Genomic DNA, 25,225 nt, shown 5'->3' on the forward strand with positions numbered 1-25,225 from the left:
CGCGGCGCGGCGGACGGGGCAGGGTGGGTGGGGCCGGTCCGCCGGGGTGTTGGACCCCCCTCGGGCAGCCGCGGCGGACCGGTGATGTGGGGTGGTCCGGGCGCCGCCGACTGCGCCCGGACCAGCTGGCCGGATCGGGAGGGACACCCGGGGGACGGGTGTCGCCGGTGGGGACGTCGCGGCCCGGGGGGACGGGCACGGGGTGCGAGGCGAGCCGGAGGTGCCCTGGCTCCAGCCACCCGGCGAACGGCTCCCGCGATCGAGGAACGTGCTTACCCTAGACGAGTAATTCCTAAGTCGGTCCGGGGCTGCGTACGCAGTGAAGGGTGTTGATGATCCGTTTGTGACGACAGACATCAACACCCTTCTCACCGCACTCTACGTGAAGATCGACGACTGGCTGGGGCAGCCCCGCAGGTCCGGTCGGCCACCGAAGCTGTCAGACGCCGAGCTGTTGACACTCGCGGTGGCTCAGGTGCTGCTCGGGATCCGGTCCGAGGCCCCCTGGCTGCGGTTCGTTCCCGCGCATCTGCCCGCAGCGTTTCCCTATCTGCCGGGCCAGTCCGGCTACAACAAGCGCCTACGAGCCGCCTTGCCGCTCCTCAAGCGGGCGATCAGAGCGGTAGCCGCGGACACCGACCTGTGGACCGACTCCGCCTGGGTGCTCGACTCCACCCCGGTCGAGTGCGGCCGGTCCCGGCCCACCGCGCGCCGCTCACGGTTGGCGCGATGGGCCAGCTACGGCTACTGCCCGTCGCACTCGCGCTGGTTCTGGGGCCTGCGGCTACACCTGATCTGCACCCCGGCCGGCCTGCCGGTCACCTGGGCCCTGGCCAGCCCGAAAGTCGACGAACGGCAGGTGCTGACCGCCGTACTCGAACACGACCCGGACCTGGTGGCCCAACGCCCCGGTTTGCTGATCATCGCGGACAAAGGCTACGCGTCCGCCGAGCTGGATCGCTGGCTGGCCGAACGCAGGGTGCGGCTGCTACGACCTTCCTACCGCAACCGCACCCCACGCCCCGACGAGCACCTGCTCAAACCGATCCGGCAACTCATCGAGTCGGTCAACGACACCCTCAAGGGCCAACTCGACCTCGAGCTACACGGCGGCCGCAGCATCGAAGGCGTCGCCGCCCGCGTCGCGCAACGACTCCTCGCGCTGACCGCCGCCATCTGGCACAACCGGGCCACCGGACAACCCCTGACCAGATCCTTGATCGCCTACGACCACTGACCAGGATTAGGACTTACTCGTCTAGCCGATCCACAGGCGTGTTGGAAGCGCTCCCACGATCGATCGTCACGCCCGGAGCGCCGGTTGCCTCGCCGGGACTGGGCGCACGCCGGGCGCCACGCCGGGAACCCGGGGGGCCACGCCAGGAACGCCGGGCGCCACGCCGGGAACCTCCGGCTGCCCGCTGGAAACCGTTGGGTGCGCTCCGGGGCGCGCGGACCGCGACGGGCCGGCCGCGCCGACCAGCGCCGCGGTACCGCGTGCTCACCCGCCTGGGGCGAGGACGACTCACCCCGGCCGACGGCAGGATCGGACTTCGGCGGACTCCGGCCGCGGCCGTCACCCGGTCCGCCGCCCACGCACCGGAGGAGGGACAAATGGCCATCGCGACGATCACCCGTACCGACCAGGACATCCAGTCCGCCGTACTCGACGAGCTGACCTGGGAACCGCGGGTGCAGCCGCACGAGATCGGCGTGACCGTCGCCGAGGGCGTCGTCACGCTGACCGGGCGGGTGGACAGCTACGCGAAGAAATGGGCCGCCGAGCGGGCCGCGCACCGTGTCGCACGGGTCCGGGCACTCGCCAACGACCTGACGGTCCGGCTTGCCGGAGAGGCGGAACGCGCCGACCCTGACCTGGCCGCCGCGGCCGGCCACACGCTGGAGTGGGATGCGTTCGTACCCGTCGAGAAGCTCCAGGTCACGGTCTCGGCCGGCTGGGTGACGTTGCACGGCGAGGTCGAGTGGGAGTACCAGCGACGGGCCGCCGAGCGGGCGGTCAGCAGGCTGACCGGCGTACGCGGGGTGAGCAACGGGATCACCGTCCGGCCGTCCGCCGTGCCGACCGGACGGGATCTGGCCGAGCGGATCGTCGACGCGCTGGCTCGGGCCGGGGCCACCGAGGCCGAGCGGATCAGCGTCCGGGTACACGGCGACACCGCGGTGCTCGCGGGGCTGGTGCACTCGATGCCCGAGCGGGCCGAGGTGGAGGAGGTGGCCTGGTCCGCGCCCGGGATCCGAGAGGTGCAGAACCACATCGCGGTCGCCCCGGTGCTGCGCTGACTGAGCGCGGAACCACCCGGGGCGGGTGAGCCGTGCTCACCCGCCCCGGCAGCAGGCTGGGGACATGAGTGATCCGAACGGGCTGATCCAACCGGGGCGACCCGCGCCCGGCTTCACCCTGACGAGCACCCCGGACGGGCGGCAGACCGGGCCGGAGCAGTTCCGCGGCCGGCCGGTCGTGCTCGCCTTCTACCCCGCCGACTGGAGCCCGGTCTGCGGCGACCAGATGTCGCTCTACCAGGCGGGGGCGCCGGTGTTCGAGCAGTACGACGCGGTGCTGCTCGGCATCTCGGTGGACAGCATCTGGTCGCACCGGGCGTACGCGCGGAGCCAGGGCATCGAGTTCCCGCTGCTGGCCGATTTCGAGCCCAAGGGCGAGGTGGCCCGCCGGTACGGCGCGTACACCCCGCAGGGCGAGGCGGCCCGGGCGCTGGTGGTGCTCGACCAGGCCGGGACGGTGGCCTGGAGCTACGTCTCGCCACCGGACGTCAACCCGGGCGCGGACGGTATCTTCGACGCGCTGGACCGGCTCGCCGCCGACCGGGGGGTGATGGCCCGATGAGCACCCCGCTCCAGGTCACCGCCCGCCTCCGGGACCCGGTGACCACCGACGACCATGTCCGGGGGCCGGCCGACGCGCCGGTCACGATCGTCGAGTACGCCGACTTCCAGTGCCAGTTCTGCGGCGCCGCGTACCCCAACCTGCACGAGCTGCTACGGCAGCGGGCCGACACGGTACGGATGGTCTACCGCTACTTCCCGATCGCCAACGTCCACCCGTACGCCGAACGAGCCGCCGAGACGGCCGAGGCCGCCGGGGTCCGCGGTCGGTTCTGGGAGATGCACGACTGGCTCTACGAGCACCAGGACCAGCTGGACCCGGTGCATCTCTCGCTCGGCGTCGAGCAGCTCGGGCTGCCGCCGGACGAGTTGAACGCGGAGGTCGAGGGCCGGGTGTACGCCGACCGGGTGCGCCGGGACTTCGTCGGCGGGATCCGCAGCGGGGTGAACGGCACCCCGACCCTTTTCGTCAACGAGGTCCGGCACGATGGCGGGTACGACCTGCCGGACCTGCTGACCGCCGTGGACGCCGCGGCAAACGCCTGACTCTCATGGCAGTGAACGATTGACCGCTCAGATCAGCCGCAGCTCGCGCGCCCGCCGGACCGCCTCACGCCGGCGGGTCGCGTCGAGCTTGCGGTAGATGTTGCGGACGTGCGTCTTCACCGTGTTGACCGAGAGCGACAACTCGCTGGCGATCTCCACGTTGGACAGGATGCTCTGCAGGTACCGCAGGATGGTCAGCTCCCGCTCGGTGAGTGGCTCGTCGAGGGTGCCCCCCGGCTCGGCCGGTGGCCGGATGGTGGTCTGCTCGGCCCCCCGGACCAGGTCACTGACCAGCTCGAAGTGTGCCGTACCCGCGTCCAGGTGCGCCGCCAGCAGGTCCCGCACCGGCGGTTCGGCGCGAGTGAAGACCCGGCGGCAGCCCTGCGGGCCCGCGAGGTCGAGGACCTGCTCCAGAATCCGGCCGGCCCGGCGCACGTCCCCGCCCCGCTCGGCCAGCATTGCGTCCAACAGGCCGGCGTCGAGGCGTACCGGCAAAGGCCAGGTCGCGGCCGGCGGCGCCTGCCAGTCCGGCAGCGCGCGCCCGGCCGCGCCGATGTCGCCGGACCGCAGCTCCACCCGGGCCAGCGTCACCGCGAGCGCGGCGTCGGCCCGGTCGTCGGTGACACCGGCGAGCAGCTCGCGGGCGGTTTCCAGGTCGCCCCGCTCGGCCCGCAGCTCGGCCTCGGCGGCCCGCAGCAGGTTCGCCAGCTCGGCGGCGGCCGACCGGCCGGCCGGCGACTCGCGGGCCCGCACGAGCAGCCGCTGGCCGGCGGCCGGGTCACCGGCATCGCGGTGCAGGTGCGCCCGGCAGAGGGCGGCCACCGCCGCCGCCACCGGCTCGGCGGGCGGCTCTGTCGGCCAGCCGTTCCCGGACTCCGCCCCGGAGGAGCCGACCGCGCCGGTCGCCGGGGCGGCGAGGGCGAGGTTGGCCGCGGCCTCCTCGGGCTGGTCGCGGTGCAACGCCACCACCGCCAACGCGAGGTGGGCGTAGCCGCGGTCGAGCCGGCAGGACCAGCCCCGGGACGGCGCCGTGCCCAGCGCGTCCCGGGCCGCCTGCTCGGCCGCGCTCAGGTCGCCACGCACCGCGAGTAGCAGCGCGGAGCGGCTGGCGCCGACCAACTCGGTACGCGGCCGGCCGGCCTCGCGGGCCGCAGCCCGCGCCCGGACGAACCGGGCGTCGGGCAGCGCGCCGGCGGCCAGCTCGACGAGGCCCAGGGCGGTGCCGGTGAACGCCCGCACGTCCGCATCCTCGGCGGCGCTGCCCGTACCCGCGGCCAGCGCATGGTTCGGCGCCCCGGTCGCCGCCGGGCTCGGCGCGGCACCCGGCACCCCCCTCGGCGCGGCACCCGGCACTCCGGTCGGGCCGGCGCCGGCCGGACGGGTCCGCAGCAGCCGGGCGGCGGCGGCCCGGACCTCGGCCGGGTCGCCCGCGAGCCGCGCCAGGGTCAGCTCCAGCGCGGTGGCCAGCCGCAGGAACCGGTCCCGGCGGGGCACCGGCAGGCCGTCGGCGTACCCGGCGGCGGCGCGCAGGTGGCCGGTGGCGGCCGGCAGGTCGCCGGCGTACGCCCGCTCGGCGGCGCAGGCCAGCGCCACCTCCGGGTCGGCGCGGACCACCTCCGGCGGCGGGGACGCGGGGGCCGGGCCGGGCACCGGGTCGGAGTCGTACCGGGTCAGCTCCGGCCAGTGCGCGACGAACAGGTCGCCGGCCCGGTCCCACCGGCCGGCGGCCAACGCGTGCCGCAACCCGTCAACCGGCCGCCCGTCACCGGCGTACCAGTCGGCCGCCCGCGCGTGCAGCTCACGCAGCTCGTCGGCGGGCAGCCGGGCCAGCTCGGCCCGGAGCAGGTCGGCCAGCAGGGGGTCGCAGCGGTACCACGGCGGACGGCCCTCCTCCCGGTGCAGCAGACCGCCGGCCCCGGCCAGGTCGGCCAGGGCCCGCCCGGCATCGGCGCGGCCGGTCAGCGCCTCGGCCAGGTCCGCGCAGACGGTCTCGGCGAGAGCGGTGCGGCGCAGCAGGTCCCGGTCGGCGGGGTCGATCGCGGCGAGCACCTCCTCCTGCAGGTAGCCGGCGATCTCCGGTTGGTCGCCGCCGAACTGTGCCACCCAGCGTTCCGGATCGGGTTGCCCGCGCAACGCCAGCGCGGCGATCCGCAGCGCGGCCGGCCAGCCCCCGGTGCGCTCGCGAAGCCGGTGCAGGGCGGCGGCCGGCAGCGGCGCCCCGTGCGCGGTGAGCAGGTCGGCGACTTCGTCGTCGGTGAAGGCCAGCTCGTCCGTGCCGATCTCGGTCAGCTCGCCGGCGAGACGGAGCCGGTGCAGGGCCAGCGGCAGCCCGGCCCGGGCCCCGACCACCAGATGCAGCCGCTGCTCGGCGTGCCGGAGCAGGAACTCCAGCCCGGTGAGCGCCGCCGGGTCGGCGACCCGGTGCAGGTCGTCCAGGACCAGCAGCACCGGTCGGTCCAGGGCGGCGAGGGCCGCGGCCAGCAACTCCAGCTGGTCGGGGCGCGGCGGCCGGTCGGGCACCGGGGCCGCCGGGCCACCGTCCGTCGGCCCGGTCGCCGCACGCAGCGCCGCCGCCAGGTACGCCCAGAGCCGGTCGCCGTCGTCGCCGGCCTCCACCGACACCCACGCCGGCCCCGCGCCGGCCTCGGTGCCGCCGGCCAGCCGCACCCAGGAGGCGAGCAGGGTGGTCTTGCCCCAGCCGGCGGGGGCGGCGACCAGGGTCACCGGTCCCGCGCTGCCCTCGTCGAGCCGGCGCAGAAGGCGGGGCCGGACCACCACCGGTTCGGGCGGCACCGCCGGGGTCAGCCGGGACGCCAGCAACGGCGGGTCTCCCCGATGCCCCGGCGCCGTGCTGACCAGCGCGCGATCCTGCTCTTCCGGCACCCGGCTCCACCCCCACCAGCGCGTTCCACCCCCCGGTCGGCGAGCGGTTACCCGGCGCGGACGCGTTCACCCCTTCGGGGCGAGCCCGCTTCACCCGCTCCCGACCGAGGCTTGGGGGACGTGGACCGGGAGGACGGGTGGGACCGATGCGACGGCTGGCGCGGGTGGGATCCACCCTCGGCGGCACGGCGCTGACCGGGGTGGGGCGGCTGCTCCGCGTACTCCGGCGCCGCGGCCGGTCCGGCGCGGACGGCGACCCCGCCGCGCCGGCCCGGTGGGAGGTGGTGACGGTGGGCCGGCCGCCCGAGCGGGTGCTACCCGGCGGCCGGTGGCCCGAGCCGTTGCGCCGCCTGGACGGCGCGGTCGAGGTGCGGGTCCGGCCGGCCCCGGGCGGCCGGGGCACCGAGTTGGCCGCCCGCCCGCTGGCCGGTGCCACCCCGAGGGTCGGGCTGGCCGCGCACCTGGTCGGCGACGATCCGGGTCTGCAGGTCCGCCGGGCGCTGCGTCAGGCCAAGCAGCACATCGAGGCCGGCGAGGTGCTGCGCGCGGACCGGTCCGCGCTGGACCGCCCCGTTCATGGTGGGTGAGGCCCTGCAGATCCACCTCACTCACGATCTGCCGTAGAGGGCGGTGGATGGCAGACTCTGGGAATGGCGCAGGAGCGGACGTACGACGTGGTGCTGTTCGGAGCCACCGGGTTCACCGGGGGGCTGACCGCCGAATACCTGGCCCGGCACGCGCCGTCCGAGCTGCGCTGGGCGCTGGCCGGCCGTAACCCGGGCCGCCTCGCCGCCGTACGGGACCGGCTCGCCGCCATCGACCCGACGCTGGCCGGGCTGCCGCTGCTCATCGCCGATGTGACCGACGCCGACTCCCTGCGCGCGGTGGCGGAGAGCGCCCGGGTGGTGGCCAGCACGGTCGGCCCGTACATCCACCATGGGGAACCGCTGGTCGCGGCCTGCGCCCGGGCCGGCACCGACTACCTGGACATCTCCGGCGAGCCGGAGTTCGTCGATCTGATGTACGTCCGTCACCACGCCGAGGCGATCGGCACCGGCGCGCGGCTGGTGCACGCCTGCGGGTTCGACTCCGTCCCGCACGACCTGGGCGTCTGGTTCACCATCAAGCAGCTGCCCGCCGACGTGCCGATCACCGTGGACGGGTACGTCCGTGCCGGCGGCAAGTTCTCCGCCGGCACATACCACTCCGCGCTCACCGCGTTCTCCCGCACCGGGCAGGCCAGCCGGGCCGCCCGGGACCGCCGGGCGGTCGAGCCGCGCCCCACCGACCGCCGGGTCCGGGCGGTGCGGGGCCGGCTGACCCGCTCGGCGGAGCTGGGCATCTGGACCGTGCCGCTGCCCACCATCGATCCGCAGGTGGTACGCCGGTCGGCGGCGGCCCGGCCGGAGTACGGCCCGGACTTCCGCTACCGGCACTTCGCCGCGGTGAAGCGGCTGCCGACCGTACTGGCCGGGGCTGCCGGGCTCGGCGCGCTGGTCGGGCTGGTGAAGCTGCCGCCCACCCGGCGCTGGCTGCTCGGCCGGCTCGCGTCCGGGCACGGGCCCACCCCGCAGCAACGGGCGGCGTCCTGGTTCCGGGTCCGGTTCGTCGGCGCCGGCGGCGGGCACCGGGTGGTCACCGAGGTGGCCGGCGGCGACCCGGGCTACGACGAGACGGCGAAGATGCTCGCCGAGTCGGCGCTCTGCCTGGCGCTCGACGATCTGCCGTCGACCAGCGGGCAGCTCACCCCCGTCGCCGCGATGGGCGACGCGCTGCTCGACCGGCTCATCCGGGCCGGGCTCACCTTCCGGGTCCTGAAGCAGGAGGCCTCGGCCCGGGCGCCCGAGGCCGCCGACCGGACGGCCGCCACGCCGGACGCGGGGTCGGCGGCTTGACCCTCGACCGGGTCGAGGGGGCAGGATGCCCGTCGTGGAGAGCGACCTGCACAGCATCGGTGAGCTGGCCCGGGCCAGCGGCCTGACCGTCAGCGCGCTGCGCTTCTACGACTCGGCGGGCGTGCTCGAACCGGCCCTGGTCGACCCGGTGACCGGTTACCGCTGGTACACGGACGCGCAGATCGCCCCGGCCCGGCTGGTGGCCGGGCTGCGCCGGGTCGGCATGCCCGTGCCGGAGATCGCCGCGGCGGTGCGTGCCGAGCCGGCCGCGGTGCACCGGCTGCTCGACACGCACCTGCGCCGGCTGGCGGACGGGCTCGCCGACGCCCGCCGGGAGGTCGCCCGCCTCCGGGCCCTGGTCGACCCGGCGCCGACGGCGACCACCACGCTGCTGCTCTCCCCCGCCGACCTGGCCGCCGCCGTCGACGCGGTGCGCTTCGCCGTCGGCGCCGACCCGGCGCTGCCGGTGCTCTCCGGCGTGCTGATCGACGTGGAAGCGGACGGCGTCCGGCTCGTCGCCAGCGACCGGCACCGGCTCGCGCTGGCCCGGGCCGGCGCGACCGTCGACGGACCGTCGGTGCGGGTGCTCGTCCCGGTGGACCTCATCGACCGGTTCCGGGCGCTGCTCGATGCCGCCGACACCCGGCCGGTGCGGCTGACCGTGGCCGGTGCCGACCTGCGGGTCGCGGTGGCCGGCCGCACGCTGACCGGCGCCGCGCTGCCCTACGACTTCCCGGACTACCGGCGGCTGCTGCGGGAGGCCGTCGGTGAGCGACCGGCCGCGTACCGGATCCCGGTGGATGTGCCGGCGCTGCGGGCCGCGCTGACCGACCCGGCGGCCCCGACCGTGGACCGCGAACACGGCGGAACCCAGCTGGCGGTCACCGTGCTCGGCCTCGACGACCGGGGCGGCCTGCGCCTGCTGCCGGCCGCCGACATCCCCACCGCCGACCTGCCCCCGGACCCACTGGCCGGGTCCGATGCGATCGGCACGCTGCGGATCGGGGTGAACGGCGCGTACCTGCTGGACGCGCTGGACGCGGCCGGCGGGTCGCAGCTGGTCCTGGAGCTGGACGGGCCGATCGCCCCGCTGGCCGTACGCCGCCCGGACGACGCGGACACGTTCTCCGTGCTGATGCCGATCCGGCTCTGAACCCGCCGTCCGCCCCTGCGGGGTGGGCTCGCGCTCCCCGTCCCGAAGCGGGCGGGGCGCGACGGTAGCATCTGTTGGTCCACCTGACCCCGGACGGAGGCGTACGGAGCAGCATGCTCGACATGGAGTTGATCCGGAAGGATCGCGAGGCGGTGGCGACCGCGCTGGCGAAGCGACTGGATCCCGCCGAGGTCAACCGGGCCCTGGACGAGATCCAGCGGCTCGACCAGGAACGGCGCGCCCTCATCACGGAGATCGACGCCGAGCGGCAGCGCCGCAAGGCGGAGGCCCGGGCGTACGCGCAGGCGAAGCGCGCCGGCACCGAGCCGCAGGTCACCGCGCCGGAGGCGGAGCGCAAGCAGCTCGCCGAGCTGGAGTCCCAGTTGGACGAGGTGCAGGCCCGGCTGCGCGACGCGATGAGCGAGCTGCCGAACCTGCCCAGCGACGACGTCCTCCCCGGCGGCAAGGAGGCGAACCGGGTCGTCAAGACCTTCGGCGAGCCGCCGGCCATCGAGAAGGTCCGTGACCACGTGGAGCTGTCCCGGGCGCTGGGCCTGGTCGACTACGACCGCGGCGTCAAGCTCGGCGGCTCCGGCTTCTGGATGTACACGGGGGTCGGCGCCCGGCTGGAGTGGGCGCTGCTGAACTACTTCATCGACCAGCACATCAGGGCCGGGTACGAGTTCCTGCTCCCGCCGCACCTGCTGCTCGACTCGGCCGGCTTCGCCGCCGGGCAGTTCCCGAAGTTCTACGACGACGTCTACCACCTGGACCGGGACAGCGCCCCGCGCGGGCAGTTCCTGCTGCCCACCTCGGAGACGGCGATCCTCGGCGCGTACCAGGACGAGATCCTGGACACCACGACGCTGCCGCTGAAGGCGTTCGCGTACACCCCGTGCTACCGGCGCGAGTCGGCCGGCTCGCACTCGGACGAGCGCGGCACGGTGCGCGGCCACCAGTTCAACAAGGTGGAGATCTTCCAGTTCACCCTGCCCGAGCAGGCCGACGCGGCGCTGGAGGAGATGCTCGCCCACGCGGAGAGCCTGGTGGAGGGGCTGGGCCTGCACTACCAGCGCACCCTGCTCTCCGCCGGTGACGCCAGCGCCTCGATGCGGAAGACCCTCGACATCGAGGTGTGGATGCCGAGCACCGGCAAGTACAAGGAGGTGTCGTCGGTCTCCTGGGCCGGCGACTACCAGGCCCGCCGGGCGGCCATCCGCTATCGCGAGCCGGGCGGCAAGCAGACCCGCTTCGTGCACACCCTCAACGGCTCGGCGCTGGCCACCAGCCGGCTCTTCCCGGCCATCCTGGAGCAGTACCAGCAGGCCGACGGCTCGGTGCTGATCCCCGAGGTCCTCCGCGACCGCCTGGGCACCGACCGCCTGACCCCTCTGCGCTAGCCGATCCGTTCGACGGGGGCCGGATCCACTCCGGCCCCCGTCGACGTATCCGACGGCGCCGTGGTGCGCTCGGACCCGGCGGTAGGAAGGGACCCTTCCTCTACCGCAGGCGTCAGGAAGGTGCCCTTCCTGACGCTCAAGCCGGCGCCCAGCGCGGTGAGCAGGACGAGGGCGGCGAGCAGCGCCGTCGGGCCGAGCGTGTCGAGGGTGTCGGCGAGGGCGTGCTGCACCCGGGACGCCACCCGGATCACCGGGTCGTGCAGAGCGTCGCGGCGCCCGGCGGCCAGCCGCAGCTCGTACCAGCCGTACCAGGCGACGTAGCCCCCGGCGAGCAGCAGCATCAGGCCGCTGAGCCGGGGCACCAACGCGCCGGCGCCGCGCAGCCGGGCCACCAGCCCGTCGCGCAGCAGTGCCACACCGAGGGCGGCGACCGCGACCACCAGCCCCATCCCGAGGGCGTACGCGCCGAACAGCGCCAGGCCGCGGCCCATCGAGCCGGCCTGGAGGCTGGTCACCACGATGGCCAGGAACGGTGCGATCGCGCATCCGAGCGAGGCCAACGCGTACGCCGCGCCGAACAGCGCCATCGACGGCCAGGAACGGGTCAGCCGGGGCGCCCGGGCGGACCAGCCGGGGGCGGGCAGCCGCCGGCCGGCGAGCAGCCAGCACCCGGCCGCCACCAGCAGCAGCCCGAGCGCCACGGTCAGCCACGGCAACCGGGGCTGCAGCCAGCCGGCCAACGGCGCGAGCGCCAGGCCGAAGGCGCCGAAGACCAGCACGTACCCCAGGGTGAGCCCGGCCGCCGCGGTGAGCGCGCGGCCGACCGCGCCGCGGGCGTCCGGCGCCCCGGCGACCAGCAGCGAGAGGTACGCGGGCAGCAACGCGAAGCCGCACGGGTTGACCGCGCCGAGCATGCCGGCGGTCAGCGCGAGCAGCAGCGGGGCGGTCACGCCCCGGCCAGCGCGGTGACCCGGGCGGTGAGCGCCTCGCCGTCCAGGAAGCCCTGGTGGACGACCTTGCCGTCCCGATCGATGATCAGGAAGGTGCTCTGCTCGGTCACCTTGAACCGGCGCCAGAGCGCGCCGGCGCGGTCGTCGATCTGCGGCGTCCCGGCCAGGTCGAACTCGGTGACGAAGTCCTTCATCGCCCGCTGTTCGCCGAGGCCGGCGACACCGATGATCGGCACGGTGTCCCGGTACTGGGGCGCGATCTCGGCCACCGTCCAGGCCTGGCTGGCGCAGGTGGCGCACCACGGCGCCCAGAACCAGAGCACCACCGGTCGGCCGGCGAGCTGCGCCGCGTCGAACGCGGTGCCGGTGAGGGTGGTCCCGGTGAAGCGCAGGGTGTCCGGCACGGCGGCCGGCGGTCGGGTCGAGGCGGCGGTCGGCGAGCCGGTCGGGGCGGCGGTGGTGGTCGGCGCGGTGCCGACGGCCGCCGGTGGCGGGGTGGCCGTACCGGTGCAGGAGACCGCGCCGAGCAGCGCCCCCACCAACGCGGTGGCGATGCCGGCCCGGCGTGGCCACCTCCGTGCGTGCGAGCTGCGCATCCGCGTCTCCCTCCACAGTCGTTAGGAAGGGCCCCTTCCTATGCACCAGCCGTTGAGAAGGTGCCCTTTCTCACTCGGCCTTCGCGAGTCGGAGGGCGAGCTCCGGGCAGACCTTGACCGCCTTCAGCGCGCCCTCCCGCAGCCAGGTCGGCACCGGAGTGGGCGGGAAGGCGGGGTAACCGTTGCCGTCGAGCCGGATGAAGTCGGGCACCACGTGCGCGCACAGCCCGTGCCCGTCGCAGCGCGACCAGTCCAGGGTGAGCTTCTGCGGGTTCCCGTCGGGCGCGCCCGGCAGCCCCATCACGCCCTTAACCCGCCGGCCGCAGCCGTCGCCGGTGCTGTGCAGCCGCAGGTCGTCGGCGAAGACCTCGATCGCGGATAGGGCGAACCGGGCGGTGCCGTCCGGGTGGCTGCACGCGCCGCGCCCCTTCACCTCGCCGGCTGCGGCCCGCACCACGTCCGCCGGTTGGCTGCCGGCGACCGCCAGGTCCACCGCGCGGGCCAGGTCGGGCAGGCCCATCTTGCACGGTCCGCACTGGCCGGCGGACTCGCCGGCCAGGTAGCGCACCACCTGGGCGGCCTCACCGAGCGGGCAGGTGTCGACGCCGAGCGGGACGATGATGCCCGCGCCGAGGGTGCCGCCGACCGCGGCGAGGCCCTTGCGGGAGACCTCCGCCCGGTCCGCCGCCTCCGGAGTGATCCACTTGCCGTGGTAGCCGCCCATCAGGATGCCCGGCCCGTCCGGGACCTCGCACAGGTCGAGGATCTCGCGCAGCGGGGTGCCGGCGGCACACTCCACCACCGCGGGCCGGGCCGCCGCGCCGGTCACGGTGAGCAGCACGGTGCCCGGCTCGTCGTCGGTGCCGAGCGCCGCGTACTCGTACGGGCCGAGCCGGGCGGCGACGGCGAGCTGGGCGTACGTCTCGGCGTTGGACAGCAGGGTGGGCAGGCCGCCGACGCCCGAGTCGCTGGAGCGCTTCTTGGTGCCGGGCGGGATGTGCGGCAACCCGTTGATGCCGTTGACCAGCGCGCCGCCCTCACCGGAGATGAAGCGGTGCGGCACGGTGACGATGGTGGTGGGCACCGGCATCCGGCGTTCCGCCAGCGCGTCCATGAGCGAGTCCTGGCCCACCCCGTCGTCGGCCACGCCGATCACGATCTCCTCGGCGTCCAGCGCGTACGCGGCCAGCGCCGCGCCGTCGAGGATCAGGTGCGGGGCGCGGGTCAGCAGCACCTTGTCCTTCCAACTCGCGGGTTCCCCCTCGGTGGCGTTGACCACCACCACCGCGGCGAGGTCCTGCCGCTCGCAGGACTCCAGCACCGCGCGCAGCTTGCGGGCGAACGGAAATCCCGCCCCGCCCTTGCCCTTGAGCTGCATGCCCTCAGCGAGCCGGAGCAGTTGCGCGGGCTCCATCGGGCCGATCGGGCCGTGCACCTCGTCGTGCGCGGCCAGGTCCAGCCGGCCGAACTCGGCGAACCCGGCGGTGAGCCGGGGCTCGCCGACGCAGGCCACCGGAGGCACGGTCGTACGCATCACTTCGCCTCACCCCGCAGCCCGGCCCAGTACGCCCCGTCCACGGCGTCGGCGCTGGCCCGGCGACGCTTGGCGGACCGGCTCTCGCCGGCGGCCCGCCGGGCCCGGCGAGACGCGAGGTCGACCAGGGTGGGTGTGTCGTCGACGGGCGGCGCGACCTCCTCCGGCAGGTACCGGGCCGGCGGGCGCCAGTAGTCCGGCTCCTCCGGCAGGTCGTCGTCGGCGCTGTGCCGGCCGCTGCCGCTGCGCGGCGCCGCGGAGATCGGCCCAGCGGAGATCGGCCCAGCGGAGACCGGGCCGGCCGAGATCGGGCCCGCAGAGATCGGCTCGGCGGAGACCGGGCCGGCCGAGATCGGCTCCGCGGCCTGCCACCGGCGTGGGCTGTCCCACGGCTCCTCGGGCTCCGCGACCGTCCGCCGGGGCGGGGCCGAGTACCGGCTGCCGTCGTCCTTCGAGCGGGACCGGCGGGTGGACAGCTCGGCGACCGGCTCCTCGACCGCCGCGCCGCCCCGTCGCCGCCCGGTCGGGGCCGCCTCGTCCCGGTCGCGGGTGCGCTCGCCGCGGCGCCGGGCCACCGGCTCCAGCTCCTCCTCGTCGCGCCAGCGGGGCTCGTCCACGTCCCGCCGGGTCGACCGGCGGGCCGCCGGCTCCAGCTCGTCGCGCCGGCCGCGCGCCGTCCTATCGGTGCCCCGGCGGGCCGCCGGCTCCTCGTCCCGCCGACTCCGGGTGGGCCGGACGGGCTCGGTGAGCGAGCCCGGCTCGGGCACCACCGGCACGGTGAACCGGTCGGGGTCGCGGGGCCGGGCGGGGGCCGGGGCAGCCCACGTGGCGGTGGTGGTCTCCGCCCAGGCGGGACGCTTCTCCGTGCCGGTGTCGCGGCGTCGGCTCAGCCCGGCGAGCAGCGTTCGACCGCGGCCCTCCTCGCCGGCCCGGACGGCCATCGCCGCGTTGCGCACCGCGGCCTGGTGCTGCTCGCGGCTGCGCCGGCCGATGGTGACCGAGAGCCGGACCAGCAGCGCCAGCACGACCAGCAGGATGCAGCCGAGATAGCTGAACACCACCCAGGACTTCGCGACCCGGCCGGCGTTGAGACCGTGGAACAGGGCGAACGGCCAGGCGACGTACGTCATGGAGTGCAGCGCGCGCCACAGCCACTTCGGACCGACGCCGGCGAAGCGGGCGCGGATGATGCCGGTCCAGATCACGCTCACCATCAGCAGGGCGGCGACCGTGCCGAGGCCGACGTAGAGCCCTCTGCCGCCGACGAACGGCACCAGCGCGTCGGTCGCCGCCGCCCGACCAGTCGCGATCTTGGTGAGCACGTGGAAGAGCAGCCCGGCGACGCCGAGTACGCCGGTGGCCCGGTGCGCCGACTGCAACAGCACCCGGTGCGAGATGCGCAGAACGAGGCGGTCGGTGGCGAGCAGGCCGAGCATCACGGTGAGGCTCAGCGTCACCAGGGCGATCACGCCGGCGAAGAACTCGGTGAAGAAGAAGCCGTACGCGTACGCCTTCTGACCCGCGCCGGTCAGCATGGTCGCCGCCCAGAGTGCGGCGAGCACCGACGCGATCAGCAGGGTGGTCGCCGACCGAGACCGGGTTCGCACCCCCCGACTGCTGGCGCTGGTCCGGACTTTGGGCGCCTTCTGGTTCTGCTTTGCCCGGGCCATCTGCTCCTCGATCGTCTCGCGGCGGCGTACCACCGGCCGACCCCTGCTCCCCCATCCAGTACGGACCGAAGGGGCGCTCGGATCACCCCGGGATGGAAATTTCTGAGCCGGATCGAACCAACCGCCGTCAGGACGCGTGTAGCGGCGCCCGCCGGAGGGTGGCTTCGCCGCGCCCACCGGGGCCGCGAGGACAGTGATGAATGTCCATGCATTGACAGTCGCTGCAACACGCTTGTAACCTTTCGGAAAATTTCAGCCCTGGTTGCAAGATTCCGGCAACCGGCCTGTCCCCCGCCGCACCACCACCCCCACCCCCGCTCCCCCGTCAGGAGTCCCGATGCACCGACGTCGACGCGGCTCGGCGATCCTCGCCCTCGGCCTGGTTGCCAGCCTGCTCGTCCCCACCACCGTGACGGCTCCCCCGGCCGTCGCCGCCCCGTCCGGCGGCAAGAAGGTCATCGTCCAGCTCTTCGAGTGGAACTGGCCGTCGGTGGCCAGCGAGTGCCAGAGCACGCTCGGGCCGAAGGGCTACGGTTACGTCCAGGTCTCGCCCCCGCAGGAACACGTGCGAGGCAACCAGTGGTGGCTGGCGTACCAGCCGGTCAGCTACCGGATCGAGTCCCGCAAGGGCACCCGGGCCCAGTTCCAGTCGATGGTGAACACCTGCCACGCGGCCGGGGTCAAGGTGGTCGTCGACGCGGTCATCAACCACATGTCCGGGCAGGACGCCGGCGGCACCGGCTGGGCCGGGTCGTCGTACTCGCACTACGACTACCCGGGCATCTACCAGACCCAGGACTTCCACCACTGCGGCCGCAACGGGGGCGACGACATCGCCAACTACAAGGACCGGTACGAGGTGCAGAACTGCGAGCTGGTCAACCTGTCGGACCTGAAGACCGAGTCGGACTACGTCCGTACGAAGATCGCCGCGTACCTCAACGACCTGCTCTCCCTCGGCGTGGACGGGTTCCGCCTCGACGCCAGCAAACACATGCCGGCAGCCGACATCGCCGCCATCAAGGGCAAGCTCTCCCGCTCCGCGTACATCGTGCAGGAGGTCATCCACGGCGCCGGTGAGCCGATCCAGCCGACCGAGTACACCGGCAACGGTGACGTGCACGAGTTCCGCTACGGCAAGGACCTGGCCCGGGTGTTCCGCTCGGAGCGGTTGGCGTACCTGCGCAACTTCGGCGAGGGCTGGGGGCACCTGCCCACCGGGCCCTCCTCGGTGTTCGTAGACAACCACGACACCCAGCGCGACGCCGGCGGGGTCCTCACCTACCGGGACCGCGGGATCTACGCCCTCGCGAACGCCTTCATGCTGGCCTGGCCGTACGGCTCGCCGACCGTCATGTCCAGCTACACCTTCAGCAACCGGGACGCCGGCCCGCCCTCGGACGGCGCCAACAAGACGTTGAACACCACCTGCTACTCGGGTTGGGAGTGCGAGCACCGCTGGCCGGTGATCGCCAACATGGTCGGCTTCCGCAACGCCACCGAGGGCGCCGGCGTGGCGAACTGGTACGACAACGGCAACAACCACATCGCGTTCAGCCGCAGCGGCAAGGGTTTCCTCACGGTCAACGACGAGGACTCCGCGGTGAACGGGCGCTCGTACTACACCGGGCTGCCCGCTGGTCGGTACTGCGACGTCGTCCACGGCACGTACGCGGGCGGCACGTGCAGCGGCCCGGTGATCACGGTGGACGGTAGCGGCTGGTTCGCCGCCAACGTGCCTGCGCACGACGCCGTGGCCATCCACGTTGGTGCGCGCGTCTGACCATCGTCAGGAAGGGGCCCTTGTTATTGCTTCTTGGATAGGAAGGGCACCCTCCTAACAGGTCGGATACAGTGGTTTCGTGCCGTTTGACCGAATGACCCCGTCCCGCCGTCGGGGCGCCTGGGTGGCCGCCGCCGTCGCCGTGGCCGCGCTGTTGACCGCCGCGCTGCTGGTCGGCCAGGCCCTCACCCCGCACTCGGCGACCACCGACCGCTCTCCGGTGGCGGCGTCCGACCCGACGCCGAGCAGCGTCGAGCAGACCCCCGAGGAATCGGCGCCACCGGCCGCGCCCGCCCCGGACGGGCTGCCGGTGGTCGACTACGACCCCGCCCCCAAGGGGTTCCCCGCCGATCCGGCCACCATGGACACCACGCCGCTGACCGAGGGTGTGCACCCGACCCGGCGGATCGCCGCGTACGACGCGCCCGGCGGACGTCCGCTGGCCTTCCTCGAACCGACGCTCGCCGGTGTCGAGTTGACCGTGCCGATCGCCGAACGACGGGTCGGCTGGACGGCCGTCCTGCTCCCGTCGGCCAACCGGCGGCTCGCCTGGCTGCCGTCCGGCGGGTTCGACACCGTGGCCCTGCGCGACCAGATCGTGGTGGAGCGCAAGGTGCACCGGCTCACCTGGTACCGGGCCGGCAAGGCGGTGCGCTCCTGGCAGACCAGCCTCGGCCAGGCGGGGCAGGAGACCCCGCTCGGGCGGACCTTCATCCTGGGCCGCACCCCGCCACCACAGGACGTCTACGGCGGGGTGGACATCTACGCCCTCGGCTCGGTGCCCGACGACCCGGAGTCGGTGCCGACCGGGCTGCGCGGGGCGCACATCGGGCTGCACAGCTGGTACCACGACGGCGAGCTGGGCAAGAACACCACCAACGGCTGCATCCGGGTGACCCGCAGCGGCCAGCGCGAACTGCTCGCCGAGGTCCGCCCCGGCAGCAGCCTGGTGGTCGTCGACCAGCTCCCCACCCCGCCGCCGACGGCCTGAGCGACGCCGCTCACTCGCCGAGCAGCCAGCCGTTCTGCTCGGCGATGCTTACCGCCTCGGCCCGGTTGCGGGCGCCGGTCTTGCCGATCGCCGCCGAGAAGTGGTTGCGTACCGTCCCCTCGGACAGGTGCAACTCCCTCGCCACGTCGGCGACCGTGCCACCGCCCCGGGCCGCCCGGAGCACCCCGGTCTCCCGCTCGGTCAGCGGGCTGGCCCCGGTGGCCAGGGTCTCCGCAGCCAACGTCGGGTCGACCACCCGCAGGCCGGCGTGCACCCGGCGGACCGCCTCGGCGAGCTGCCGGGCCGGCGTGTCCTTGACCACGAAGCCGTTCGCACCGGCCTCCATCGCCCGGCGCAGGTAGCCGGGCCGACCGAAGGTGGTCACCACCAGCACCCGGCAGGCCGGTAGCGCGGCCCGCAGCGCGGCAGCGGCGGCGATCCCGTCCAGACCGGGCATCTCCACGTCCAACAGGGCCACGTCGGGGGCGGTGCGGCGGGCCTCCGGCACCACCTCGTCGCCCCGGCCGACCTCGGCCACCACAGTCAGATCCGGCTCCAGCGAGAGCAGCGCGGCCAGCGCGCCCCGTACCAACGCCTGATCGTCGGCGAGCAGCAGCCGGATCGGCGCACCCGGCCCGGGCGCGCCACCGGTGGGGCCGCTCACCGGGCCTCCGCCGGCGCGTGCACCCGCAGCATAAAGCCGGTTCCGTCCGAACGGCGACCCACGGACACCACAGCGTCCAGCCCTCGCGCCCGCTCCCGCAGGCCGACCAGGCCGTGCCCGCTGACGTCGGCAGTGGACAGACCCCGGCCGTCGTCGCTCACCTCGACACGATCCGGGTGCACCCGGATCGTGCAGCACCGCGCCCCGCTGTGCCGGACCACGTTGGTCACCCCTTCCCGAACCGCCCAACCGAACAACCGGTCCCACTCGTTCGGCAGCGCCGGCACCTCGCCCGGCAGCTCCGCCGCGATGCCCGCCGCGGCCAGCGCGGTACGGGCGCCGGCCAGCTCCCCGGCGAGGGTCACCTCGCGGTACGCCCCGACCGTCTGCCGCACATCCGCCAGCGCCGCCCGGGCCAGCCCCTCCACCTCGGCGATCTCGGCGGCGGCCCGGTCCCGGTCCACCTCGAGCAGCCGGCCGGCCAACTCCGCTTTGATCGCCACCACCGTCAGCGAGTGCCCGAGGATGTCGTGCAGGTCGCGGGCGGTGCGGACCCGCTCCTCGGCGACCGCGAGCCGGCGGATCTCCTGCTGGGCAGCCTGGAGCTCACTGTTGCGCTGGGCCAGCCGGGACACCCCGAACATGGCGAACGAGGCGAGCAGCACCGCGAAGACGATGGTGTTCTCCGCCTCCCACCCCGGCACCAGCCTGGACGCCAGCACCGGGGCCAGCGCGCAGAGCACCACGGCCAGCAACGCCTCCCGGGACGGCAGCAGGAACACCGCCGCGGCGGCCACGTAGACCAGGGTGGCCAGCCAGTCGCCGCCGGTGCCCGGGATGCTGGCCAGGCCCACCGCGAGCAGCAGCAGCAGCCCCACCCGCGCCCGACGCGCCGGGATCGGCAGGAGCGACTGGCGCAGCTGGCGGGCCCACTGGAACAGCAGCACGTAGCCGACGCCGAAGACGAGCAGCGCGGCCACGCCGAGGACCTGCCGCCAGGGCTGGGGCTGGTGCAGCGCGGTGGAGAGCGGCACGTTGAGGAAGAACAGCCACACTGCGGCGAGCAGCCAGCCGGTGAACCGCCAGTGGCGGCTCGCCGGCCGGGGCTGCCCCGTCGAGAGATCCATTGGGTCCACGCTAGCGGTCGGAGCGATCAGACCCGAGCGGTGTCCCGGCGGAACAGCCGGGCCGCGCCGACACCGAAGACCAGGGCCCAGCAGGCGATGTTGGCCACCGCGGCCATGCTCACCCCTTCGCCGGTCAGCGGGGCGCGGGACAGCTCGCCCACGCCGTACACCGGGGTGAACCGGGCGACCTGCTGGAGCACGTCCGGCAGCACCTCGAGCGGGACGAAGAGCCCGCCGAACATGGCCAGCACGGCCAGGATCGGGCCGATGAACTGCATGACGTTCTCGGCCGGCACCAGATAGCCCATGAAGAGGCCGAACGCGGCGAAGACCAGCGAGCCGAGCCAGGCGGCGAGCCCGGCCAGCAGCCAGACGTACACCGGGATGCGGACGCCGGCGGCCGCGCCCACCAGGAACTCGACGACGACCGCGAGCAGGCCGAGGCTCATCGCGGTGGTCAGCTTAGTGGCCACGTACGCGGTCGGGCGCAGCGGAGTGAGCCGCAGCTGCCGGCTCCAGCCCAGCGCCCGCTCGGTGGCCACCGCGCCGCCGGCGCTGGTGGTCGCCACCATGGCCGCGTAGACGGCCAAGCTGATCATGACGTACGCCGTCACCGGGCGGCCGTTGTCCAGCGTCTGCCCGCCCTGCGGCAGGCCGAAGATGAGGAAGAAGACGCCCGGCATGATCAGCGTGAACGCGAGCGTCCGGCGGTTGCGCAGCACCCTGCGCAGCTCGATGCGCAGGACGGCCGGGGCGAAACCGCCCAGGGCGGGCAGCCGGCGGTCCGGTTCGTCGGTCCGGTCGGTACGGGTGGCGGCGGGGGTGGCCGGCAGGGTGGTCATCTCAGGCTCCGGTGTGCTCGGTGGTCAGGGCGAGGAAGGCGTCCTCGAGGTTGCGGGAGGTGATCTCCACGTCCCGGGCCGCGGTCCGGGTGAGCAGGTGTCGGGCGATCGCGTCCGAGTCGCCGGTGCGCACCAGCACGCTGTCGCCGCGTACCTCGACGGCGTCCACGCCGGGCAGCGCGGCGAGGGCGGCCTGGTCGGCGCACGGCAGGGTGGCGCGGACGGTACGGCCGGCGGCCAGGTTCTTGATCTCCGCGGTGGTGCCGTCGGCGACGACGCGCCCCTGCCGGACCAGCACGATCCGGTCGGCGTACGCGTCCGCCTCATCCAGGTAGTGGGTGGCGAAGATGACCGTCCGCCCGGCGCGCGCGTCCCGGCGCAGGGCCTGCCAGAAGTCCCGCCGACCCTCGACGTCCATGCCGGTGGTCGGCTCATCGAGCACCATCAGATCCGGGTCGGGCAGCAGTGCGAGCGCGAAGCGCAGCCGCTGCTGCTGGCCGCCGGAGCAGCGCCCGACCACCCGGTCGGCGATGTCGGCGATGCCGGCCCGCTCCAGCACCTCGGCCGCCGGTCGGGTGTGCCGGTAGAAGTGCGCGCTCATCTGGACGGTCTCGCCGACGGTGAGGTCCTTGAGCAGCCCGCCGGTCTGGAGCACGGCGGCGACCCGGCCCCGGGCCACCGCGTCGTCCGGGGTGCTGCCGAGGATCCGGACCGTGCCCGCGTCCGGCCGGGCCAGCCCGAGCAGCATGTCGATGGTGGTGGTCTTGCCCGCGCCGTTGGGGCCGAGGAACGCCACCACCTCGCCAGGCTGCACCCGCAGGCTCAGCCCGTCGACCGCGGTGACGGCGCCGAAGGTCTTGGTGAGGCCGTTGAGTTCGACGGCCGGGTGCGTACTGGTCATGTCAGTCATGCTCCGGCGACGCGGGGGCCGGTACCCGGAGCGGCCGTCACGTTCCGCCCGTGACATTTGTCAGGGGCCGCCCCGGCGCGGGTGAGCAGCCCGGGCCTGACAGCGGAGGAATTCCGCGCACGGCAGCGGGTAACCGCCGGGCCGGACGCCGCGACAAGGGGGAACGCGATGGGTGCCACGCCGCAGGGTCAGGTCGACACGGTCGTGCTGGTCCACGGGCTCTGGATGACATCGCGCAGCTGGGAGGGGTGGGCGCAGCGGTTCGCCGCCCGGGGTCTGCGGGTGCTCACGCCCTCCTGGCCCGGGATGGACCGGGACGTCGAGCGTCTGCGCGACGACCCCGCCCCGATCGCCGAGCAGAGCATCGCCGGGATCGTCAAGCACTACGACGGACTCATCCGGACCCTACCCAGTCCGCCGATCATCATGGGGCACTCGTTCGGTGGGCTGATCACCCAGCTCCTGGTCGACCGGGGCCTCGGGGCGGCGGCGGTGGGAGTGCACCCCGCGCCGGTGAAGGGGGTGCTCAAGCTGCCGCTGAGCACGTTGCGCTCCGCCTTCTCGATCCTGCGCAGCCCCGCCAACCGGCACCGGGCTGTCCCGTTCACCCCCGAGGACTTCCACTACGCCTTCGGCAACACGATGAGCCGGGAAGACTCCGACCGGGCCTGGCAGCGGTACGCCGTTCCGGGCGCCGGGCGGGTGCTCTTCGAGGGCTCGTTCGCCAACCTGGACCCGCGCTCACCCGCCCGCGTCGACACCGGACGTGACAATCGGGCGCCGCTGCTGCTGATAGCTGGCGAGGTCGACCACGTGGTGCCACCGACGGTTGTCAAATCGAACGCCGCGCTCTACCAGAAGTCCCGGGCGCTCACCGCGTACCAGGAGTTCCCCGGCCGGTCGCACTTCACCGTCGGGCAGGACGGCTGGGAGGAGATCGCCGACTACGCGCTGGACTGGGCGCTGCGCGCGGCGGCACTGCCCCGGGAGGCGACCATCGCCAGCGAGAGTCCGCGCCGCTGAGCTTGCGCCGTGCCGGCGCGCTGTCGGGCGCATGGGCGGGCCGAGCGCGGGTAACGGGCAGGGATGAGGGCGAGCTTCCGGCTTGGCCGGATCGCGGGTGTACCGGTCGGCGTCAACTGGAGTGTTCTGGTCATCTTCGCGCTGATCGCCTGGGGGCTGGCGGCCAACCAGTTCCCCCGGTCCTACCCCGACCGCGCCCCGCTGGCGTACACCCTGGCCGGGCTGGCCGCGGCGGTGGTCTTCTTCGTCGGCCTGCTCGCCCACGAGGTGTCCCACGCGATCGTCGCCAAACGCAACGGGCTGGAGGTCGGGGGCATCACCCTCTGGCTGTTCGGCGGGGTGGCCGAGCTGAGGGGCGAGCCCCGCGACCCGGGCGCGGAGCTGCGGATCTCCGGGATCGGCCCGCTGGTCAGCCTGCTGCTCGGGGCCTTCTTCGGCGTCATCGCCGCGCTGCTCGCGCTGGCCGGGCAGGGTGGCCTGCTGCTCGGGGTGATGGCCTGGCTGGCCGGCATCAACGTGCTGCTGGCCATCTTCAACGTCCTGCCGGCCGCGCCGCTGGACGGCGGGCGGCTGCTGCGCGCGGCCGTGTGGAAGGCGACCGGCGACCGCGCCCGGGCGTCGGTGGTCGCCGCCCGGGCCGGCTGGGTGCTCGGCGCGCTGCTGATCGGTCTCGGGCTGTGGCAGTTCCTGTCCGGGGTGGGATTCGGCGGGCTCTGGCTGGCGCTGATCGGCTGGTTCCTGATCGGGGCCGCCGGAATGGAGGAGCGGCAGGCCCGCACCGGCAGCGCGTTGCGCGGGATCCGGGTCGGCGAGGTGATGACCCCGCAGCCGCAGACCGCCTCGGCGGAGATGACCGTCGCCGACTTCGTCGACCACTACCTGTTCGCGTACCGGCATTCGGCGCTGCCACTCACCGAGGACGGCCGGCCGACCGGCCTGGTCACCCTGGACCGGGTACGGGGCGTACCGGCCGACCGGCGGCCGTCGACCACGCTGGCCGAGGTGGCCTGCCGGGCCGACGAACTGGTCCTCGCCCAACCCGGCGAGGAACTCAACGACCTGCTCCCCCGGCTCAGTGAGTGCGCCGACGGCCGGGCCCTGGTGGTGACCGACGGCCGGCTGGTCGGCATCGTCTCACCCAGCGACATCAGCCGCGCCGTCCAACGGGGCACCCTCCGCACCGCCCCACCCACCCAACCCACCCAACCCACCCCCGCCCCACCCCGGTGATCAACCCCGCGTCGTACTGCGGTGATCATGAAGTTAGCGGCGCGACACGCCGACAGCAGTGCCGCTAACTTCATGATCGACCCTGCAAGGGGCGTGGGTGGGTCAGGAGTGGGGGCAGGTGTCGCCGTATTCCTGGATGGTGGTGGAGGGTCGCGGGGCGGGGCAGAGGAACTGTTCGTAGCGGGTGTCGTCGTCCACGAAGCGCTTAAGCCGGGAGATGCTGTACTTCGCCACCGTCACGTTCGGCGAGGTGGGTGCGGAGTGGCTGGCGGCGTTGAGTTCGAGGTACGCCTTGTCCAGCGTGGCCGGCAGGCTCGTGTAGAACGGCTCCGAGTGCGACGAGACGGGCGCCACCGAGTCGTTCTCCGCGCCGACCACCAGCGTCGGCACCCGTACGCCCGGCCAGTTCTTGACGGTGTGCCAGCCGGTCAGCGGGATCGCGGCCTGCAGCTGCGGCCGGGTGTTCGCCGCCGAGAGGCTGCCGCCGCCACCCATCGAATGGCCCATCACCGCGAGCCGGTTACGGTCGACGCGGGTACGCACGCTGCTGGTGTTGGTCAGGTGGTCCAGGGCGGCGAGCAGCTGGGTGCCCCGGCTGGCCGGCTGGTCGTAGCGGGACAGCGTGTCGATCGTGATCACCACGAAGCCCTGCGAGGCCAGTCGTGGCCCCAGCCAGGCCACACTGGACTAGGTCGCGGTGTAGCCGGGCGAGATCGCCACCGCGCCGAAGGTGCCCTCGGCGGTGCTGGTCGGGTAGTAGATCGTGCCGCCCCGGAATCCGCTGACACTGGAGGCGGCGACGGTGCTCTGGGCGATGGCGAAGCGCCCACGGGTGGCCTCGATGCTGGCCACGGTGGGGTCGGGGCCCCGCTCGTACGGGCTGGCGGCGGCGTGCGCGGGCGGGGCGGCGCCCAGAGCGGCGCCGAGCACGGCCAGGGCGACAGCCAACCGGGCGGCACGTCGGGGGCGGCAGCCCGGCGGTACGGGGGTGATGGCGGGTAGGGGCTGCATGTCTCGCTCCGAGGGGAAGGAGCCGACGGTCCCGGGACGGGGACCGGCCGAGGGGATCCATCGACATCAGTCATCGTCCGCCCGCGCGCCCGAACACCACCAATCCCACCCACCCCCTGCCACCGCGCTATGAACCCCCACCCGGACGCCGGCGT

21 protein-coding genes and 1 pseudogene are annotated in these 25,225 nt (G+C 74.2%); 12 read left to right on the forward strand and 10 right to left on the reverse strand.

The window, feature by feature from the left end:
• Window positions 1-343 precede the first annotated feature (343 nt).
• The 4 genes from BUS84_RS15880 (at window position 344) to BUS84_RS15895 (ending at window position 3,408) form a co-directional block, all read left to right on the forward strand.
• Entirely contained in the window at window positions 344-1,237 is an 894-nt protein-coding gene (locus BUS84_RS15880) for an IS982 family transposase (RefSeq protein ID WP_074313406.1), read from the forward strand.
• A 377-nt stretch (window positions 1,238-1,614) separates the two neighbouring features.
• Window positions 1,615-2,301 carry a BON domain-containing protein gene (locus BUS84_RS15885; protein WP_074318833.1) on the forward strand — a complete coding sequence of 229 codons (687 nt, stop codon included), beginning with the start codon at window positions 1,615-1,617 and terminating at the stop codon, window positions 2,299-2,301.
• 64 nt (window positions 2,302-2,365) lie between these two features.
• Window positions 2,366-2,863, forward strand: a complete 498-nt coding sequence (locus BUS84_RS15890; RefSeq protein ID WP_074313416.1) for a redoxin domain-containing protein — start codon at window positions 2,366-2,368, stop codon at window positions 2,861-2,863.
• Window positions 2,860-3,408: a DsbA family protein gene (locus BUS84_RS15895; RefSeq protein ID WP_074313418.1), complete on the forward strand. Its 549-nt coding sequence runs from the start codon at window positions 2,860-2,862 to the stop codon at window positions 3,406-3,408. The genes BUS84_RS15890 and BUS84_RS15895 overlap by 4 nt, the downstream gene beginning before the upstream one ends.
• 27 nt (window positions 3,409-3,435) lie before the next feature.
• On the opposite strand, the gene BUS84_RS15900 is transcribed toward BUS84_RS15895, so the two are convergent.
• A complete protein-coding gene (locus BUS84_RS15900; protein ID WP_074313420.1) occupies window positions 3,436-6,291 on the reverse strand; it encodes a winged helix-turn-helix domain-containing protein in 2,856 nt (951 codons plus the stop codon).
• A 146-nt stretch (window positions 6,292-6,437) separates the two neighbouring features.
• Here BUS84_RS15900 and BUS84_RS15905 point away from each other — a divergent pair, with 146 nt between their 5' ends.
• From BUS84_RS15905 to serS, 4 genes are all read left to right on the forward strand, one after another.
• Window positions 6,438-6,878: a hypothetical protein gene (locus BUS84_RS15905; RefSeq protein WP_074318834.1), complete on the forward strand. Its 441-nt coding sequence runs from the start codon at window positions 6,438-6,440 to the stop codon at window positions 6,876-6,878.
• Window positions 6,879-6,941: 63 nt separating this feature from the next.
• The gene (locus tag BUS84_RS15910; RefSeq protein ID WP_074313424.1) at window positions 6,942-8,186 is read left to right on the forward strand and encodes a saccharopine dehydrogenase family protein; all 1,245 of its coding nucleotides are present in this window, start codon (window positions 6,942-6,944) and stop codon (window positions 8,184-8,186) included.
• A gap of 25 nt (window positions 8,187-8,211) precedes the next feature.
• The gene (locus tag BUS84_RS15915) at window positions 8,212-9,339 is read left to right on the forward strand and encodes a DNA polymerase III subunit beta family protein (protein WP_084757492.1); all 1,128 of its coding nucleotides are present in this window, start codon (window positions 8,212-8,214) and stop codon (window positions 9,337-9,339) included.
• A 113-nt stretch (window positions 9,340-9,452) separates the two neighbouring features.
• Window positions 9,453-10,739, forward strand: a complete 1,287-nt coding sequence (gene serS, locus BUS84_RS15920) for a serine--tRNA ligase (RefSeq protein WP_074313426.1) — start codon at window positions 9,453-9,455, stop codon at window positions 10,737-10,739.
• On the opposite strand, the gene BUS84_RS15925 is transcribed toward serS, so the two are convergent.
• From BUS84_RS15925 to BUS84_RS15940, 4 genes are all read right to left on the reverse strand, one after another.
• Window positions 10,736-11,689 carry a cytochrome c biogenesis CcdA family protein gene (locus BUS84_RS15925; RefSeq protein ID WP_244298593.1) on the reverse strand — a complete coding sequence of 318 codons (954 nt, stop codon included), beginning with the start codon at window positions 11,687-11,689 and terminating at the stop codon, window positions 10,736-10,738. The genes serS and BUS84_RS15925 overlap by 4 nt on opposite strands.
• Window positions 11,686-12,285: a TlpA family protein disulfide reductase gene (locus BUS84_RS15930; protein ID WP_084757493.1), complete on the reverse strand. Its 600-nt coding sequence runs from the start codon at window positions 12,283-12,285 to the stop codon at window positions 11,686-11,688. The genes BUS84_RS15925 and BUS84_RS15930 overlap by 4 nt, the downstream gene beginning before the upstream one ends.
• A gap of 70 nt (window positions 12,286-12,355) precedes the next feature.
• Window positions 12,356-13,822 carry an NADH-ubiquinone oxidoreductase-F iron-sulfur binding region domain-containing protein gene (locus BUS84_RS15935; RefSeq protein WP_074313428.1) on the reverse strand — a complete coding sequence of 489 codons (1,467 nt, stop codon included), beginning with the start codon at window positions 13,820-13,822 and terminating at the stop codon, window positions 12,356-12,358.
• Window positions 13,819-15,426, reverse strand: a complete 1,608-nt coding sequence (locus BUS84_RS15940) for a ferric reductase-like transmembrane domain-containing protein (protein ID WP_244298595.1) — start codon at window positions 15,424-15,426, stop codon at window positions 13,819-13,821. The genes BUS84_RS15935 and BUS84_RS15940 overlap by 4 nt, the downstream gene beginning before the upstream one ends.
• 400 nt (window positions 15,427-15,826) lie before the next feature.
• Between BUS84_RS15940 and BUS84_RS15945 the strand changes: the two genes are divergently transcribed.
• Together BUS84_RS15945 and BUS84_RS15950 are read left to right on the forward strand one after the other, a co-directional pair.
• Complete coding sequence (locus BUS84_RS15945) at window positions 15,827-17,272, forward strand: alpha-amylase (RefSeq protein ID WP_074313439.1); 1,446 nt, start codon at window positions 15,827-15,829, stop codon at window positions 17,270-17,272.
• Window positions 17,273-17,351: 79 nt separating this feature from the next.
• A complete protein-coding gene (locus BUS84_RS15950; protein ID WP_074313441.1) occupies window positions 17,352-18,263 on the forward strand; it encodes a L,D-transpeptidase in 912 nt (303 codons plus the stop codon).
• Between the two features lie 10 nt (window positions 18,264-18,273).
• On the opposite strand, the gene BUS84_RS15955 is transcribed toward BUS84_RS15950, so the two are convergent.
• From BUS84_RS15955 to BUS84_RS15970, 4 genes are read right to left on the reverse strand one after another with little or no spacing between them, the layout of a single operon-like run.
• Window positions 18,274-18,927, reverse strand: coding sequence for a response regulator transcription factor (locus BUS84_RS15955; RefSeq protein WP_167627069.1), 654 nt, complete (start codon window positions 18,925-18,927; stop codon window positions 18,274-18,276).
• Complete coding sequence (locus BUS84_RS15960) at window positions 18,924-20,054, reverse strand: sensor histidine kinase (RefSeq protein WP_074313443.1); 1,131 nt, start codon at window positions 20,052-20,054, stop codon at window positions 18,924-18,926. Before BUS84_RS15960 ends, BUS84_RS15955 begins: the two co-directional genes overlap by 4 nt.
• A gap of 26 nt (window positions 20,055-20,080) precedes the next feature.
• On the reverse strand, window positions 20,081-20,896 hold the full coding sequence (locus BUS84_RS15965; RefSeq protein ID WP_084757494.1) for an ABC transporter permease: 816 nt from the start codon (window positions 20,894-20,896) through the stop codon (window positions 20,081-20,083).
• A 1-nt stretch (window position 20,897) separates the two neighbouring features.
• On the reverse strand, window positions 20,898-21,797 hold the full coding sequence (locus tag BUS84_RS15970) for an ABC transporter ATP-binding protein (RefSeq protein ID WP_074313445.1): 900 nt from the start codon (window positions 21,795-21,797) through the stop codon (window positions 20,898-20,900).
• Window positions 21,798-21,974: 177 nt separating this feature from the next.
• Here BUS84_RS15970 and BUS84_RS15975 point away from each other — a divergent pair, with 177 nt between their 5' ends.
• Complete coding sequence (locus tag BUS84_RS15975; protein WP_074313447.1) at window positions 21,975-22,829, forward strand: alpha/beta hydrolase; 855 nt, start codon at window positions 21,975-21,977, stop codon at window positions 22,827-22,829.
• 63 nt (window positions 22,830-22,892) lie between these two features.
• Window positions 22,893-24,059, forward strand: coding sequence for a site-2 protease family protein (locus tag BUS84_RS40690; RefSeq protein WP_074313449.1), 1,167 nt, complete (start codon window positions 22,893-22,895; stop codon window positions 24,057-24,059).
• Window positions 24,060-24,161: 102 nt separating this feature from the next.
• Here the strand turns inward: BUS84_RS40690 and bdeA are convergent.
• Window positions 24,162-25,070 (reverse strand): annotated as a pseudogene (gene bdeA / locus BUS84_RS15985) (bis(hydroxyethyl) terephthalate hydrolase).
• Window positions 25,071-25,225: the final 155 nt, after the last annotated feature.

The sequence above is a fragment of the Micromonospora cremea genome (genome assembly GCF_900143515.1).
Lineage (GTDB): Bacteria > Actinomycetota > Actinomycetes > Mycobacteriales > Micromonosporaceae > Micromonospora > Micromonospora cremea.

Coding starts and splice junctions, on each gene's coding strand:
- BUS84_RS15890 (WP_074313416.1), top strand. CDS start 2,366: ATGAGTGATCCGAACGGGCTGATCCAACCGGGGCGACCCGCGCCCGGC.
- BUS84_RS15960 (WP_074313443.1), bottom strand. CDS start 20,054: ATGGATCTCTCGACGGGGCAGCCCCGGCCGGCGAGCCGCCACTGGCGG.
- BUS84_RS15930 (WP_084757493.1), bottom strand. CDS start 12,285: ATGCGCAGCTCGCACGCACGGAGGTGGCCACGCCGGGCCGGCATCGCC.
- serS (WP_074313426.1), top strand. CDS start 9,453: ATGCTCGACATGGAGTTGATCCGGAAGGATCGCGAGGCGGTGGCGACC.
- BUS84_RS15885 (WP_074318833.1), top strand. CDS start 1,615: ATGGCCATCGCGACGATCACCCGTACCGACCAGGACATCCAGTCCGCC.
- BUS84_RS15915 (WP_084757492.1), top strand. CDS start 8,212: ATGCCCGTCGTGGAGAGCGACCTGCACAGCATCGGTGAGCTGGCCCGG.
- BUS84_RS15910 (WP_074313424.1), top strand. CDS start 6,942: ATGGCGCAGGAGCGGACGTACGACGTGGTGCTGTTCGGAGCCACCGGG.
- BUS84_RS40690 (WP_074313449.1), top strand. CDS start 22,893: ATGAGGGCGAGCTTCCGGCTTGGCCGGATCGCGGGTGTACCGGTCGGC.
- BUS84_RS15965 (WP_084757494.1), bottom strand. CDS start 20,896: ATGACCACCCTGCCGGCCACCCCCGCCGCCACCCGTACCGACCGGACC.
- BUS84_RS15905 (WP_074318834.1), top strand. CDS start 6,438: ATGCGACGGCTGGCGCGGGTGGGATCCACCCTCGGCGGCACGGCGCTG.
- BUS84_RS15945 (WP_074313439.1), top strand. CDS start 15,827: ATGCACCGACGTCGACGCGGCTCGGCGATCCTCGCCCTCGGCCTGGTT.
- BUS84_RS15895 (WP_074313418.1), top strand. CDS start 2,860: ATGAGCACCCCGCTCCAGGTCACCGCCCGCCTCCGGGACCCGGTGACC.
- BUS84_RS15970 (WP_074313445.1), bottom strand. CDS start 21,797: ATGACCAGTACGCACCCGGCCGTCGAACTCAACGGCCTCACCAAGACC.
- BUS84_RS15975 (WP_074313447.1), top strand. CDS start 21,975: ATGGGTGCCACGCCGCAGGGTCAGGTCGACACGGTCGTGCTGGTCCAC.